The organism is Sphingomonas sp. LHG3406-1, assembly GCF_029637485.1.
In the GTDB taxonomy this organism is placed as follows: domain Bacteria; phylum Pseudomonadota; class Alphaproteobacteria; order Sphingomonadales; family Sphingomonadaceae; genus Sphingomicrobium.
In genome coordinates, this window is record NZ_CP069128.1 from 1,350,038 (window position 1) to 1,364,878 (window position 14,841).

General features: G+C 66.3%; 18 protein-coding genes. 12 read left to right on the forward strand and 6 right to left on the reverse strand.

The genetic code is table 11. The features are described from left to right. Position 1 precedes the first annotated feature (1 nt). Positions 2-1,348: a DUF418 domain-containing protein gene (locus tag JOY29_RS06665; protein ID WP_300975391.1), complete on the reverse strand. Its 1,347-nt coding sequence runs from the start codon at positions 1,346-1,348 to the stop codon at positions 2-4. Between the two features lie 287 nt (positions 1,349-1,635). On the opposite strand from JOY29_RS06665, the gene JOY29_RS06670 reads away from it, so the two are divergent. The 9 genes from JOY29_RS06670 (at position 1,636) to JOY29_RS06710 (ending at position 8,412) form a co-directional block, all read left to right on the forward strand. Beyond that, on the forward strand, positions 1,636-1,962 hold the full coding sequence (locus tag JOY29_RS06670) for a DUF1476 domain-containing protein (RefSeq protein ID WP_300975392.1): 327 nt from the start codon (positions 1,636-1,638) through the stop codon (positions 1,960-1,962). A gap of 4 nt (positions 1,963-1,966) precedes the next feature. Next, positions 1,967-2,203 carry a BolA family protein gene (locus JOY29_RS06675; RefSeq protein ID WP_300975393.1) on the forward strand — a complete coding sequence of 79 codons (237 nt, stop codon included), beginning with the start codon at positions 1,967-1,969 and terminating at the stop codon, positions 2,201-2,203. A 5-nt stretch (positions 2,204-2,208) separates the two neighbouring features. Next, positions 2,209-2,523, forward strand: a complete 315-nt coding sequence (grxD, locus tag JOY29_RS06680; protein ID WP_300975394.1) for a Grx4 family monothiol glutaredoxin — start codon at positions 2,209-2,211, stop codon at positions 2,521-2,523. Between the two features lie 272 nt (positions 2,524-2,795). Continuing rightward, positions 2,796-4,055 carry a glycosyltransferase gene (locus JOY29_RS06685; protein ID WP_300975395.1) on the forward strand — a complete coding sequence of 420 codons (1,260 nt, stop codon included), beginning with the start codon at positions 2,796-2,798 and terminating at the stop codon, positions 4,053-4,055. 86 nt (positions 4,056-4,141) lie between these two features. Next, a complete protein-coding gene (locus JOY29_RS06690) occupies positions 4,142-4,651 on the forward strand; it encodes a hypothetical protein (RefSeq protein ID WP_300975396.1) in 510 nt (169 codons plus the stop codon). A 62-nt stretch (positions 4,652-4,713) separates the two neighbouring features. After that, on the forward strand, positions 4,714-5,550 hold the full coding sequence (locus JOY29_RS06695; RefSeq protein WP_300975397.1) for an MBL fold metallo-hydrolase: 837 nt from the start codon (positions 4,714-4,716) through the stop codon (positions 5,548-5,550). Continuing rightward, positions 5,547-6,239 carry a hypothetical protein gene (locus tag JOY29_RS06700; protein ID WP_300975398.1) on the forward strand — a complete coding sequence of 231 codons (693 nt, stop codon included), beginning with the start codon at positions 5,547-5,549 and terminating at the stop codon, positions 6,237-6,239. The genes JOY29_RS06695 and JOY29_RS06700 overlap by 4 nt, the downstream gene beginning before the upstream one ends. A gap of 15 nt (positions 6,240-6,254) precedes the next feature. Further along, positions 6,255-7,283: a quinolinate synthase NadA gene (gene nadA / locus JOY29_RS06705; RefSeq protein WP_300975399.1), complete on the forward strand. Its 1,029-nt coding sequence runs from the start codon at positions 6,255-6,257 to the stop codon at positions 7,281-7,283. 103 nt (positions 7,284-7,386) lie between these two features. Next, positions 7,387-8,412 (forward strand): fatty acid desaturase, encoded by a 1,026-nt coding sequence (locus tag JOY29_RS06710; protein WP_300975400.1) that lies wholly within the window; start codon positions 7,387-7,389, stop codon positions 8,410-8,412. 4 nt (positions 8,413-8,416) lie between these two features. On the opposite strand, the gene JOY29_RS06715 is transcribed toward JOY29_RS06710, so the two are convergent. Together JOY29_RS06715 and JOY29_RS06720 are read right to left on the reverse strand one after the other, a co-directional pair. After that, positions 8,417-9,346 carry a hypothetical protein gene (locus JOY29_RS06715; RefSeq protein ID WP_300975401.1) on the reverse strand — a complete coding sequence of 310 codons (930 nt, stop codon included), beginning with the start codon at positions 9,344-9,346 and terminating at the stop codon, positions 8,417-8,419. 22 nt (positions 9,347-9,368) lie between these two features. Further along, positions 9,369-9,635 carry a YdeI/OmpD-associated family protein gene (locus JOY29_RS06720; RefSeq protein WP_300975402.1) on the reverse strand — a complete coding sequence of 89 codons (267 nt, stop codon included), beginning with the start codon at positions 9,633-9,635 and terminating at the stop codon, positions 9,369-9,371. A 682-nt stretch (positions 9,636-10,317) separates the two neighbouring features. On the opposite strand from JOY29_RS06720, the gene JOY29_RS06725 reads away from it, so the two are divergent. Beyond that, a complete protein-coding gene (locus tag JOY29_RS06725; RefSeq protein WP_300975403.1) occupies positions 10,318-10,848 on the forward strand; it encodes a hypothetical protein in 531 nt (176 codons plus the stop codon). Positions 10,849-11,131: 283 nt separating this feature from the next. On the opposite strand, the gene arfB is transcribed toward JOY29_RS06725, so the two are convergent. Further along, on the reverse strand, positions 11,132-11,545 hold the full coding sequence (gene arfB, locus JOY29_RS06730; protein WP_300975404.1) for an alternative ribosome rescue aminoacyl-tRNA hydrolase ArfB: 414 nt from the start codon (positions 11,543-11,545) through the stop codon (positions 11,132-11,134). Continuing rightward, positions 11,532-12,281 carry an RluA family pseudouridine synthase gene (locus JOY29_RS06735; protein ID WP_300975405.1) on the reverse strand — a complete coding sequence of 250 codons (750 nt, stop codon included), beginning with the start codon at positions 12,279-12,281 and terminating at the stop codon, positions 11,532-11,534. Before JOY29_RS06735 ends, arfB begins: the two co-directional genes overlap by 14 nt. Before the next feature lie 356 nt (positions 12,282-12,637). Between JOY29_RS06735 and ctrA the strand changes: the two genes are divergently transcribed. Next, complete coding sequence (ctrA, locus tag JOY29_RS06740) at positions 12,638-13,345, forward strand: response regulator transcription factor CtrA (RefSeq protein ID WP_300975406.1); 708 nt, start codon at positions 12,638-12,640, stop codon at positions 13,343-13,345. A gap of 20 nt (positions 13,346-13,365) precedes the next feature. Continuing rightward, complete coding sequence (locus tag JOY29_RS06745; protein WP_300975407.1) at positions 13,366-14,031, forward strand: hypothetical protein; 666 nt, start codon at positions 13,366-13,368, stop codon at positions 14,029-14,031. Positions 14,032-14,038: 7 nt separating this feature from the next. Here JOY29_RS06745 and JOY29_RS06750 read toward each other — a convergent pair whose 3' ends face one another. Beyond that, positions 14,039-14,824 carry an arginyltransferase gene (locus tag JOY29_RS06750; protein ID WP_300975408.1) on the reverse strand — a complete coding sequence of 262 codons (786 nt, stop codon included), beginning with the start codon at positions 14,822-14,824 and terminating at the stop codon, positions 14,039-14,041. Positions 14,825-14,841: the final 17 nt, after the last annotated feature.

A 14,841-nucleotide genomic window follows, 5' to 3' on the forward strand; every position in this document is an offset into this window, starting at 1 on the left:
CCTACTCCGCCGGCGCGGCCACCACTGGCACGCGGGGGCGGAGGAAAGGCTCGCGCTTCTCGTAGGCTAGGCTCTTCCACAGCCATTCGGCCGGTCCATTGGCGAAGCGCATCACCCACAGGTTGGCGGCAACCAGCTCGACCGCGATCACCGCCAGGGCGAGGAGCATCAGCTGTGCCATGCCGAACCTGCCGAACAGGCCCAGGCCCCAGGGCGCGAACACCAGCCACATCATCAGCAGGCTGGTGAAGAGATAGACGGTCAGCGGGATCTTGCCGACCGCGGCGAAGGGCGCCAGCAGCCTTCGTCCGACGCCTGATTGCAAAGCGAGGTGCAGCAGGGCGAGATGCCCGAGAGTGACGCCCAGCCGGGCGATGTCCTCGAACTGCCGCTCCCAGCTGATCAGCCCGGGCTGGAAGCTCAGCCGGTCGAGCCACAGCCCGCTACGCAAGGTCAGCCCGATGCCGTAGCCGGCGACCAGCAGCAGCACATAGGTCTGCCGCCGCGCCCGTCCCTGGATCACGCCCCACTGGTAGAGCGCCATCCCGATCAGCATCGTCGCGATGATCTCGGCCTCGATGAACCAGAAGAAGTTCAACATGATGAACACCCAGCCATCGCGCTGGGCCTTCCAGTAGGCGATGAAGCCGCCGCTCCGCTCCTTGTCGGCCGTGTCGATCTTCGCCCTCTGCTCGGAATTGGTGCCCGGAAGCTGCGATCGGCGAAGGTCGCGCGCCTTCATCTCCTCGACCTGCTTCTTCTCCTCCGCCCTGAGCGGTGCGCCGGCCTTCTCCCTTGCCGCCATCCGTTCGACCTTCGCCCGCTCGGCCACGGCCTCGCGATGCTCCGCGACGGAGATCAGCAGCAGTACGCCGAGGAACAGCGCCGCCATCGCGCACTGCCCCTTCGGACCCATGCGCCGGAACGGGAAAAGGAAGATGGCGGCGATCCCGTAGACCAGCAGGATGTCGCCCATCCACATCAGCACCAGCGCATTGGCGAGCCCGAAGACGATCAGCCACAGGTTGCGGCGATAATGGAGGTCGGCGACCCCGACCGGGCCGTCCGGGGTCATCGCCCTGCGCGCCATGATCATGATGCCGGCGCCGAACAGCAGTTCCAGCAGGCCGCGCTGGGTGCCTTCCAGCACGCTGTTGACGAACAGGGTCGTCCAATAGTCGGCCGGGGTCCAGCTTGGGTAGCGGGGATCGAACAGGATGAAGCCGTAGCTTCCCATCCACGGGATGTTCATCAGCAGGATGAAGAGGATGGCGAAGCCGCGGACCACGTCGAGCGACGGGATGCGCTCGGCCTCGCCGATGCGTGAAAGCTCTGGACCCATGGTCATTGCCGCCCCCCTGGTGCAATGCTTGGAGCGACCATTCATGCGCCTCTGTCTCGCCGCTGGCAAGCGAACGGCATGGGCGACAACCCGTCCCACCACCGGGCACCCCATTGCCCACCTGGCTCATGCACCCGGCACGGTGCCGGCGCCTGACCAGAAGCGCCGGAGTTATCCCGACGCGCCTTGTTTCCCTCTTCGTCGCGCCCGCCGGCCCCGCGCTGCTTCCCCCGCATTGCCACTCGCCCTGCCCGCGCCTATCTCCCACCCATAATCTTCAGGCGGGAGCGTCCATGACCACCTTCGACGATCGCGAGCGGGCCTTCGAGACCAAGTTCGCCCATGACGAGGAGATGAAGTTCCGGGTCATCGCTCGGCGCAACAAGCTGCTCGGCCACTGGGCGGCCGGGCTGATGAAGCTGTCGGCGGTCGAGGCCGAGGCCTATGCCAAGGACGTGGTCCGCGCCGACTTCGAGGAAGCCGGTGACGAGGACGTGATCCGCAAGCTGCTCGGCGACCTCACCGCCGCCGGCCAGGAGATCGACGAGGCCGCCATCCGCCAGGCGCTGTCCGACAAGACGGTCGAGGCCCGCCGCCAACTGATGGAAGCGCAGGGCTGACGCCATGCCAATGGCTGCCGCGGACATCGAGGCGCTGATCCGCGCCGCCCTGCCGGACGCACGGATCGAAATTCGCGATCTGCGCGGCGACGGCGATCATTATGCCGCGACCGTGGTCAGCAGCGCCTTCGCCGGCCTGCCCAAGGTCCGCCAGCACCAACTGGTCTACAAGGCGCTTGGGGGTCGGATGGGCGGCGAACTGCACGCCCTCCAGCTGACCACCGCGCCGCCACAGGAGTAACTGACATGAGCGACGCCAACGCGCGTATCGACGAACTGGTGAAGAACAACGAGGTGGTCCTGTTCATGAAGGGGACCGCCCTCTTCCCGCAATGCGGCTTCTCCAGCCGCGCGATTGCCATCCTTGATCATCTCGGCGCGCAATATGAGACCGTCGACGTCCTCCAGGATCCGGAAATCCGCCAGGGCATCAAGGAATATAGCGACTGGCCGACCATCCCCCAGCTCTACGTGAAGGGCGAGTTCGTCGGCGGTTCGGACATCATGATGGAGATGTTCGAAAGCGGCGAACTCAAGGCGCTGGTCGAGGCGAACGCCTGAGACTGCCACAATTTGGTCCCACGGAAACAAGAAGGGGGCGGCGAGACGGGACCAGAAACCGTCTTGCCGCCCCCTCTGTTTGGCGTGGAACCAAAGTGGACGCCATACAAGAAGCAGTCGGTGTGCCAGTTCGTGCTAATTAGCGGATTTCCGCTGTTTTCTTCTGAGAGGCTGATCGTGGACGTCGCGGAATTGTCAAAGCTTCCGACACATTCCGGCAACGAATCGTTCGGATACGGCACTTTGCGCGCGTCGGTGCATTGGCGCGCTTGATGAACTTTGCTCGTCCGCCTCTCGCGCCTGACAAGGCGCTTTTGCTGTGCGACCTCACGCAAAGCTGGTCCTCGGTCGGCGGCGGGGTCGGTACCTATCTCCGTGCCAAGCGCGCGCACATCATCGCCCAGACGCCGCACAAGCATCTGATGATCCTCCCCGGTCCGCATGATGCGATCGAGGAGAGCGAGGGCGGTCGGGCCATCACCGTCTGGCTGAAGAGCCCGCAAGTCCCGTTCAGTCCCAACTACCGGCTGCTTGTCCGCAACAAGGCGGTGCGCAAGGCGCTGGCCAGCTTCCGCCCCGACGTGATCGAGTGCCAGGACGCCTACAATCTTCCCTGGGCCGCGCTCCGGCATCGGGAGAGCCATCCGGACTCAGCGCTCATCGCCGGCTACATGACGGACTTTCCGACCGTCTATGTCGCCCGGCCCTTCGGCAAGGTGATGCCGTCCGCCCTGGCCGAAGCCGCCGGCCGACTCTGCTACGATTATTGCGGCCGCCTCTATCGCAAGTTCGACATGGTCTACGCCTTGTCCGAAGCGGGCGGCGGGCGGCTTCTGCGCTCCCTCGGCGTCGAGGACGTGCGTATCCTGCCGCTCGGAGTCGAGCTCGAGGCCTTCGGACCCGACCGCCGCGATCCCGAGCTTCGCCGCTCGCTCGGCCTCACCGACGATCAGCCTCTGCTCATCTATGTCGGCCGGATGGACATCGAGAAGCGCCCCGACATCATCGTCGAGGCCTTCCGTTCCCTGCCGGAAGCGCTCGGTGCCCGGCTGGTCCTGCTCGGCCAGGGCCCACAGAAAGAGCAGTTTGAGGCGCTCCGCGATCCGCGCATCATCACGCCCGGCTTCGTCACCGACCGTCCCACCCTCGCCCGCTGGCTCGCGAGCGCCGACCTCTACGTTTCCGCCATGCCCAACGAGACGTTCGGCGTATCGGTCATCGAGGCGCAGGCATCCGGCCTGCCGGTCGTCGGGGTGGACGGCGGCGCCATGCCCGAGCGCGTGCTGCCCGGCATGGGCCTGCTCGGGCCGATCGCGGACTCGCACGCGATGGCGGCCAACATCCTCCAGGTCCTCAAGGGCGACTATCGCGCCATCGGCGAGCGCGGCCGCGCCCATGTCAGCGGCGAATATAGCTGGGCCCACAGCATGGATCAGCTGTTCGGCACCATCGTCCCTGCGGCGCTCGCCCGTCGAAGGAGCGCGCTCGGTCAGCCGTCCGCCGCCGCCGGAATGACGTTGGTCGAAGCCTGAAGCGGCCGTTCATCCGCCGTTTATCCCCCGGACGGCACCGATCGATCATCGCGACGCAAATTCGTTTTTCCTGAGGGGGGATAATCATGCTCACCACCATGCTCCTGATGGCCGCCGCCCAAGCCGCGCCTGTTGCCCCGCCTGCCCCGCCGGCACCGCCCGCCCCCGAGACGCGGGTCGTGCGCGAGATCGTGATCGTCGACAGCGCCAACGGCAGCGCGCGCACCATCCGCGTTCCCGAGCGCGGCGAGCGTCGCAACATCGTCATCATGCGCGACGGCAAGGACGGTCCGGGCACCGCCGAGAAGCGCGAATTCCGCATCCACCGCCTCGACGGTGATCGCGGCCTGGCCATGGTCGCCGACTGCGACGGCGAGAAGTTCTCGACCGAAGCCGAAGGCGAGAAGGACGGCAAGGCGGTCAAGACCCACATCCGCCTCTGCACCAAGGGCAAGGGCAACCCGGCCGCCGCCATCGAGGGTCTCGAGCGCGCCTCGAAGCGCGTCGCGGAGAACAAGGAGCTGCCGGCTGACGTCCGCGACAAGGTCGTCGCCTCGCTGAATGCCGAGATCGCCCGCCTCAAAGCCAACAAGTAAGCGTCGCAATCGACCAGCAGGGGAGTTGCCGGACCGGCGCTCCTCTGCTTTCAGCTGGTGCCGTGACCCATCGGCCCGGCCTCGTTGAACCACTCGCGCCCGGCCTCGCCCGGCTGCTCGCGCCCAATCCCTCGCCCTTCACCGGGGAGGGCACCTGGGTGCATCTGATCGGCACCGACCGGTTGGCCGTACTCGACCCTGGTCCGGCTATTCCCGAGCATCTCGACGCGCTGGAAGCCGCCATCGCCGGTCGGCCGGTCGATGCCATCCTCGTCACCCACACCCACCGCGATCACAGCCCGGCCGCAGCCCCGCTTTCGGCCCGCATCGGGGCGCCCGTCTGGGGCTGCGCGCCGCTCGTCATCCCCGGCGACCAGGAAGCGGGCTTCGATGCGGATTATGCGCCCGACCGGGTCCTTGCCGATGGCGAGACGATCGAGGCGGGCGGCGCAGCCATCGACGCCATCCACACCCCGGGCCACACCAGCAACCACCTCTGCTTCGCATGGGGAGAGCGCCTGTTCAGCGGCGACCATGTGATGGGCTGGTCGACCACCGTCGTCATCCCGCCCGACGGTCATATGGGCGCCTACATGGCCAGCCTCGCCAAGCTCCAGCAGCGGTCCGAGACCATCTATCATCCCGCTCATGGCGAGCCGGTCGAGGATCCGCAGCGCCTGCTCCGCGGCCTCCTCACCCACCGGTTGCAGCGCGAACGCCAGCTGCTCCGCCTGATCGAAGAGGCCCCCGCCGACACCGCCGACCTCAGCCGCCGCGCCTATCCCGCTCTCGACGCCCGCCTCATCCCGGCGGCCGAGGCGACCGCGCTGGCCCATCTCATCACGCTTGCGGAGCGCGGAGAGGTCATCCGCGTTGGAGGGGTATGGGAGAGGGCTTGAAGCGACATTGGCCATTGCTGCTCATCGCCTTGCTGGTCGCCGGTGCGATCGGCTGGTGGATGATGGCGCGCGCGGAGGACCGCCGCCGCGAGGAGGAGCTGGCGCAGGCGCAGGGCATCGTCCGCGTCCTTTCCGCCACCTTCTCGAACAAGGCCGCGCTCAAGGTCGGTGAGATCGAGGGCACGCTCGACGTCACCAGTGTCGATCCCGGCGCGCTTCCCATCCTCCGGTCGGCCCAGAAGGCGACCATCCCCTACAGCGTCGGCTATACGCTCGACCTGAAGCAGCTCGGCGCCGACGACTATGCCTGGGACAAGGAGCGGCGTACGCTCGTCATCCGCGTGCCTGTCGTGCAGCCCGACGCGCCCAACATCGACGAGAGCCGCCGCGCGGTCTCGGGCACGCAGGGCCTCTTCGTCACCCGCGGCGCCTCGACCAACCTCCAGCGACGCGCCTCTTCCCTCGCCACTGCCGAGGCCGCCAGCATCGCCGCCGAACCCGCCAATGTCGCCAAGGCCCAGGCCAATGCCGAACGCCTCGTCGCCGACCTCGCCCGCACCCCCCTCGAAGCCGCCGGCCTTGGCCCCGTTTCCGTCCGCGTGGTGACGCCCGCCAGCGGCACCGATGACGGCGAACGCTGGGACGTCAGCCGAAGCATCGAACAGGTGCTGGCGGATCGGCAGCGCTAAGCCTATCTCAGTTCCATGACCGCACCTGTCCGCCCGCCGCAAGGCACCGACCTTCTCGCCGAGATCCAGCGCCTCAAGGAGGAACGGAATGCCGTCATCCTCGCGCATTATTATCAGAAGCCCGAGATCCAGGACCTGGCGGATTTCGTCGGCGACAGCCTCGATCTCAGCCGCAAGGCCGCGGCCACCGATGCCGACGTCATCGCCTTCTGCGGCGTCCGCTTCATGGCCGAGACCGCGAAGATCCTCAGCCCCGAGAAGACGGTCATCCTGCCCGACATGGACGCCGGCTGCAGCCTCGAGGACAGCTGCCCGCCCGACCAGTTCGCCGCCTTCCGCGCCGCCCACCCGGACCATATCGCGCTGACCTACATCAACTGCTCGGCGGCGGTGAAGGCGCTCAGCGACATCATCGTCACCTCGTCGAGCGCCGACGTGATCCTCAGCCAGATTCCCAAGGAGCAGAAGATCATCTTCGGCCCCGACCGCCACCTCGGCGGCTATCTGGCGCGCAAGACCGGCCGCGACATGCTGCTGTGGCCGGGCATCTGCATCGTCCACCAGGCTTTCAGCGAGACCGAGCTGCTGAAGCTCAAGGCGCAATATCCGGGCGCCCCCGTCGCCGCGCACCCCGAATGCCCGCCGCACATTATCGATCACAGCGACCATGTCGGCTCGACCCGCAGCATCCTCGATTTCGCCATCGCCTCGCCGGCCGAGGTCATCCTCGTCGCGACCGAGCCGCACATCATCCACCAGATGGAGAAGGCCGCGCCGGGCAAGACCTTCATCGGAGTCCCCGGCGGCGACGGCAACTGCAACTGCAACATGTGCCCCTACATGGCGCTCAACACGCTCGAGAAGCTCTACGTCGCCTTGCGCGACCTTGAGCCCCGCATCGAGCTGTCGCCCGACCTGATGGACAAGGCCCGCGTGCCCCTCGAGCGCATGCTGGAGATGGCCGGCCGCACCGTCGGCCAGGGCGACGTCGGCCGCCCGGTGATTGGCGGAAGCCCGGATTCCCTAGTCCCTTTAAGAAGTTAAGACTGGCGTAACATCCGGAACCGCAAGGGCCGCCAGCGCGCTCATGCGTTTGACATCCACCGCAAGCCGCGCCGGTTCACTCGCGCGGCAAGGACATGGTTTCTTGCACGCTCCCTTTCCCCGACCATCGGACATCGACGCCCGCTCCCTGCTCAGGGAGGTGTCGTCCTATCGCGAGCCGAAGACCGCTCGCAGCTGGTTCGAGCTTGCCGTCACCGCCCTGCCCTTCGTCATCCTGTGGGCCGCGACCTGGGCGCTGCTCAGCAACGGCATCTGGCTCGGCCTGCTGCTGACGATCCCGGCCGGAGGCTTCCTCCTCCGCCTGTTCCTGATCCAGCACGACTGCGGCCACGGCGCCTTCTTCAAGCGCCAGGCGGTGAACGACTGGCTCGGCCGGATGCTCGGCGTCTTGACCCTCACGCCCTATGACTATTGGCGCCGCTCCCACGCCACCCATCATGCCAGCACCGGCAACCTCGACCAGCGCGGCGTCGGCGACATCGACACGCTGACCGTCGCCGAATATCGCGCGCTCGGCCGCTTTGGCCGGCTTCGCTACCGCATCTACCGCCACCCCGTTGTCCTGTTCGGAGTCGGCCCCGCCTACCTCTTCCTGCTCCGCCACCGGCTGCCGATCGGCGCCATGCGCAGCGGCTGGAGCCCGTGGGCGAGCACGCTCGGCACCAACGCCGGTATCGCCCTCTTCGCCGGCCTGCTGATCTGGGCGATGGGCGTGAAGATCTTCCTGATGATCTTCCTTCCGACCACCCTCGTCGCCGCCTCGCTCGGGGTGTGGTTCTTCTACGTCCAGCACCAGTTCGAAAATGCCCATTGGGACCGCAAGGTCGACTGGTCCTTCCACGATGCCGCGCTCCACGGCAGCAGCTATTACGTCCTGCCCGGCGTGATCCGCTGGTTCAGCGCGAACATCGGCATGCACCACATCCACCACCTCGCCAGCCGGATCCCCTTCTACCGCCTGCCCGAAGCGATGCGCGACGTCCCCGTGCTCGCCCGGATCAGCCGCCTCACCCTGCGCGAAAGCTTCCGCACCGTTCGCCTTGCCCTCTGGGACGAACAGACCCGCCGCCTCGTCACCTTCCGCGAGGCACGCGCGGCGCTGGCCTGAAATCCTAAAGGTCGGGCACCGGCCGCACATAGCCCCGGGCCGTGCGGCACAGGCCGCCGCGCAGCAGCGTTCCGGCCGGACAGGCGCTCTGGTCCGCGACCGGCGGGGGCGGCGTCGATCCGCACGGATTGCCGACGCTGGAGGGCTTGCTGGTCCGCTCCCTGCAGCGCGTCACCCGCCGCAGAGACTCTGCAAGGCCGAGCCCGTACATCTCATCGAAATTCTCGGCGGCAACCAGGTCGCTCTGCAGCCGCACCAGGCTCTCGCTCTGCACGAAGCCCGGCAAGGCGATCCGCCCCGGCCCGCACGCCTGCCGCATCCGCTCCGCCGCTGCCTTCGGCACCCGCGCCGACCCGCCGCCGCTCCAGCGGGCCGCTTCCCCGACCCGCGCATTGGTCCGCCCGTTCTGGACCATCACCATCAGCACATGACCCGCTTCGTCGCGCACCAGCCGGGTTCCGGCCGGAACCACCACCAGCGGTTCTTCGCCGCCTGCAATCCGAAGGCAGCCATCGCGCAGGATCACCCGTCCTGCGACCATTGGCCGCTCCTCCGCATCGAACACCATCAGCCGCTCGTCCGGGTCGGGCGGTCCAGGCGGAGCCAGCCGCGCCACCATCCGCAGCCGTCGGCCAAGCTCCGGCGCGACCGCAGGTGCCGTCTTGGGCAAGAGCCGGGTTCCCGCGTCGAGCGCTCCCCGCTCTGCTCGCGCCCGCTGCGGCGGTGCTTCGGTGACGGTGAGGAATGGCCCCTCGCTCGCCGGAAGGGGCATGAAGTCGATCTGCAGCGCTCTCGGCGGTGGCCGCCGTGCATCCTCCCACCGAAGCAGGTCGCCCCGCATGTCGAGGATCGCCACCACTCCCGCAACGAAGGCCACCAGCACGGCCAGCAGCCCGAATTTCAGTAGCGGATCACGCCTCGGAGGAGCCCTCATGGCTCACCAACGCTCGACTTCGCTAGCGGTGCTTGCAACCCGGCCAGCAGCAGGGCCGCCGCTTGCCCTCGCTAAGGCTCTCGATCCCCCACGCAATCCGCTTAACCCGCGTCTCCGCCTTCTTCGGGCTCGTCACCCAGCAGATCCACTCGTTGCGGGCGAGCGGCGTGATGTCGGCCCACGTCGACAGCGCTCCAGGCGCGGCCAGCAAGGCCGCCTCCAGGTCGCCAGGCAGGTCATGCACCACGCCGCCACTGATTGCACCATCAACCGTCATAACCGCAGTCATGCTGCCCTCGGCGCATGTTCGCAACGGGAAGAGAGCGAAGGTCGTCCTCAACCACCTAAACGCCCGCAAGTGGCCGGGAGCGGACGGGCGGCTTTCTCGAATCACACCGGCTGAAGTGGCCATTCGTTCAGCTCAGTGCCGAAATTCCGCTCTGCCGAATTCGACCGTGCGTTGACTCAGGCAATCGGCTTCATAGGGAAGCGATATGGCGCTGAGCGAATGGGAAGTCATAGCGAATTACGAATCGTTCGAGCTTGTGAAGCGCGACTACAAGAAGCGCCACGGTTTGACCCCAAGTACAATCCACGCGAGGGAGATTGCCGCGCCTTTTAGCCACGCACGATCCTATTTCCGATCTGCACGTGACGCGGAAGTGACCGTAAAGCCCCTGCTTTTGTACTATGGAGCGGTGAGTCTCTCGCGAGGTCTCACACTCCTGCTTAGCAGAGGCAAGCGGGAGGCTACACTGACGCCTAGTCACGGCCTCGCTAATAAGAATTGGGGTGCGACGCTAAGCAAGGAACCGCCGGATTTTGGAGCGCTTGAAGTTAGCGCCACGTTAGGCGGGTCGCTAATCGACTTGATCGGCGCGACGAGCCACAAATCTCTGCTCAGACACACGACTTCTGCCATCAATTTCCGGCCTGTTGCACCTGACTTGCCTGCGAACGCGTCCTTCACCTTGGATGCTCTCCTGAGCCGGCTGCCGTCCCTTCAGGATCACTATCGACGCTGGAAGGCAGACTCGAATTGCGCCCCGGCAGTTTTCCAAATCGATGAAATGAAAACGACAGCGACGGTGCAGATCATGCGTAATGGTCAGCCGCATGTGGACCGGGCGTTAGCCGACCGCATTTTCGCTGAAACTCCGTTCATTTTCAAGGAAGAGAACGAGCATGGATTCTTCTTTGCGGGTCCGAACGACACGGCCGCTCTGCCCGGCCTGACGGATCGTATTGATCGGGCTGTGTTCGGAATCGGCGACATCTGGATTACGGCCCCGCTTCCGAGCGGCGCGCGCCTTTCAAAAATCGCGACCACCTTCAGCCTCGCCTATGCGCTTGGAATGCTGGTCCGATATTTTCCCACCCAATGGACCGCCCTCGTCCGGGGCCAAGTTGCTGACGCTGCATTGCCGACCTTGATCGCCGCTGTTGACTTAGTTGAAGGCGACTATCCAGCGATCGTGGCCGACTTCCTGCTTGAGCCATGAGAACGCGAGGCCCGATTGTCCGCGCATCGGGGCTTGGTGATTGCTGATCACAGCTCCCGTTTGTGCCTCATCGGATTGTCATCGCTGCCTTGCTGCTCATCGCCTTGCAAGCGGGGATTGCCGCTGAGCATATCTTCGCAATGGGTCGAAAGAAGGCATAAGCCAGTTAGCTGACTGAACGTCCGTCTACGGGTGAGCGCTTCCCAGCCCCGACCGACCGATCTGGGCGCAAGGCGGACGCGCCAGCATGCCGCAACCGGTCGTACTCGGACCGAGCGGCTTGTCAGTCCAGAGATACCCGTCCCCGCATAGCCTTGACTGCACCGCGCCCCTTCTTCGCATCGACCCTCTTCGCCTTGGCCGCGCGGCTCGGTTTGGTCGGGCGCCGCCTGGCGTCGCGCTGGTGCGCCTCGGCGATCAGCTCGCGCAGGCGTCGCCGCGCTTCCTCGCGATTGGCTTCCTGGCTGCGGTGAGTGCGGGCGGTGATGATCAGTTCGCCGCCCTGGGTCAGCTTCGATCCCCCCAGGAGTTTCAGTTTCTCATAGGCATGGAGCGGCAGGCCGAGCGCATAGACGTCGCAGCGCAGCTGGCAGGCGGTCGCGACCTTGTTGACATTCTGCCCGCCTGGACCGGTCGAGGCGAGGAAGGTCTCGCTCAGCGCCTCCTCGGGCAGATGGACGTCTTCAGGCTTCATCATCTTGCGTCGTTCCGGCGGAGACCGGGACCTCGGGCGCCGGAGCGCCACCTTCGCCGGAACTCTCCGACACGGCGGGAACCTCGGTGCCGAGCAGCGCCGCCCACTCTCCCCAGTGCCTTGGCAGCGGCGCGGTCACGTCGATCGGCGGCTTGCCCCCGCGCGGCACCACCAGCCGGCTCGCGTGGAGCAGCATCGGCCCGCCCGGCACGCCATAGACGCGGTCGCCAAGGATGCCGTGCCCCAGCCCCTCGCGGGCATGGACGCGGATCTGGTGGGTCCGCCCGGTCAGCGGCCGGAACTCGACCAGGCTGCGCCCGTCCCGGACCGCCAGCCGCCGCCACGCCGTCCGCGCCGGCTTTCCCGCGGCATCGCCGACCATTCGCCAGCCCGCCTCGGCCGAGCTCTTCTTGCCCAGCGGCAGGTCGATCAGGCCCTCTTCCGCTTCCGGCACGCCGGCGACGACCGCCAGATAGACTTTCTGCACCGAACCGGATTCGAACGCCTGCTGATACTTCGCCCGTGCCGCCGGGTGCCGCGCCAGCAGCAGGCAGCCCGACGTGTCCTGGTCGAGCCGGTGCATCGGCGTCGGCGGCCGCTTGAAGCCGAACCTCAGCTCGTCCAGCCTTTGCTCGAGGCTGTCGCCGCCGCGCTTGGGCGTGTCGACCGGAAGCCCGGCCGGCTTGTCCAGCACCATGGCTTCGGCATCGATGAATATCACGTGGTCGGCGAGCAACATGGCTTGCTCCCTAGAGCATCGCCGCCCTGCCCGCATCCCCGTTGCCGCGTAGGATTTCGCATGCCCTGTTCGACAGATGGACGCGCCTTCCATCTCCTGTCGCGCCCACGATTCAGCGCTCTTGGGAAGGCGAAACTGACGTCCTGCGAAGTGGACGAAGTGAAATCCGAGGCGGATTTCTTTTTTCCGCGCGACAGCACTTGTGGATAACTGATGCACCCACGCAACGATTCCACTGGAATCCAGCCATTTAGACCATGTTAACCTTTTCAGGCGACACGGCGAATGGTTAATGCACGCTTCAGGGCGGTTAAGCCGGCGTTACGTCGGCTGGCCCTGCGAGGGGGATTTGAACGATGCGCGTTCTGCTGATCGAGGATGAGCCGACCACCGCCAAGTCGATCGAGCTGATGCTCGGGACCGAGGGGTTCAACGTCTACACGACCGACCTTGGGGAAGAAGGCCTCGATCTCGGCAAGCTGTACGATTACGACATCATCCTGCTCGACCTGAACCTTCCCGACATGCACGGCTATGACGTGCTGAAGAAGCTGCGCACCGCCAAGGTCGCGACTCCGGTCCTCATCCTGTCCGGCATCGGCGAGATGGACTCGAAGGTCCGCGCATTGGGCTTCGGCGCCGACGACTATGTCACCAAGCCCTTCCACCGCGACGAGCTGGTCGCCCGCATCCACGCCATCGTCCGCCGTTCCAAGGGTCACAGCCAGTCGGTCATTCGCACCGGCAAGCTGGCGGTGAACCTCGACGCGAAGACGGTCGAGGTGGACGGTGCCCGCGTGCACCTGACCGGCAAGGAATATGCGATGCTGGAGCTCCTGTCGCTCCGCAAGGGCACCACCCTCACCAAGGAGATGTTCCTCAATCATCTCTACGGCGGCATGGACGAGCCCGAACTCAAGATCATCGACGTCTTCATCTGCAAGCTGCGCAAGAAGCTCAGCCTGGCCTGTGGCGGCGACAATTACATCGAGACCGTCTGGGGCCGCGGCTACGTGCTGCGCGACAGCGACTCGGTCGAGGTGCCGGAAGCCGCCGTCGCCTGAGCGCGCAGGTGGGCGCCCCGGTGAAGGAGCGTGGCCGGCGTCGCCGCTGGATCAACCGCTCCTTCCTCGCTGGGGGGCTGCTGCTGCTCGGCTCGCCGCTGATCGCACCGCAGCTGCTCGTCTTCCCGCACCATGCGATCGTCGCCAGCCATCAGGTCTATTCGGAGCAGCCGATCGGCCCTGACCTCGCCGGCCGTATCGCCGAAGCCGACGCGCGAATGCTGCAGAGCCCGCTCGGCCGCGCAAGGACGCTCGATCAGCCAATCTTCCTGACGGAGGGCGGCTGGCGCTGGCGGTGGCTTGCGATCAACGTTGGCGACAGCTTCGCCATCTCCCGTCCGGTCAGCGAAACGGTGATACTCAACCGCGCCGATCCGGCACGCGACCTCATCACCACTGCCGGCACGCGCCGCCTTACCGACGTGCTCGTGCACGAATTCACGCACGGCGCAGTTCGCGCCCACTTCGGTCAATTTGCAGCCGTCCGCTTCCCGCGCGAGCTGGTCGAGGGCTATGCCGATCATGTCGCAGGCAGCAGTAGCCTGACCGATGCCAAAGCGCAGGAACTGCTCCGGACCGGGCAGCAGCATCCTGCCTTGCTCTACTGGACCGGGCGCAGGAAGGTCGAAGCGGCTCTGGCACGCAACGGCGGCTCGGTGCAGCGCCTGTTCGAGGAGTGGCGCTGAAGCGCCGTCAGACTTTCCGCAATCCCGGCTCGAGGACCTTGCCGCTAGGGGTGACGGGCCCGGGCTCAAACCGCCGCCAGCCGTCGCGGCCGAGGCGTTCGATCGGGCGGAACTTGGCCTTGTAGGCCATGCGCTCGGACCCATCGACCCAATAGCCGAGGTAGACGTAGGGCAGACCGGCCCGCGCCGCGCGGAGGATATGGTCGAGGATGATGAAGGTGCCGAGGCCCTTACGGTCGGCCAGCGTCGGATCGTAGAAGCTGTAGATCATGCTGAGCCCGTCACTCTGCTGATCGCTGAGGCAGGCGCCGACCAGGCGGCCCGGGCGACCGTTGACCGAAGGCTCACGATATTCGACCACATAGGTGCGGACAGGTGTCTGCTCCACCATGTCCGCAAAGTCGTTCTCGTCCATCTCGGCCATGCCGCCGCCCGGATGACGGACGGACAGATAGCGTCGGAGCAGCTCGAACTGCTCCTCCGTCGTCCACGGCTTGCAGGCGGTGACTTCGAGGTCCGCATAGCGGCGGATGAGCTTGCGCTGCGTGGCCGAGGGCTCGAACTCGTGCGCAGCGACGCGGACCGACACGCAGGCCTGGCAGTCGACGCAGCTGGGGCGATAGGCCACCGACTGGGAGCGGCGGAAACCGATGCGGCCGAGCGCCTCGTTCAGTTCGCCCGCATGGACGCCCGACAGTTCGGTGAAGACCTTCCGCTCGATCTTGCCCGGAAGGTACGGACAAGGTGCCGGCGAGGTCACGAAGAATTTCGGGAAGCGAAACGGGGCGCTCAACGTGGGTCCTGCCAGCT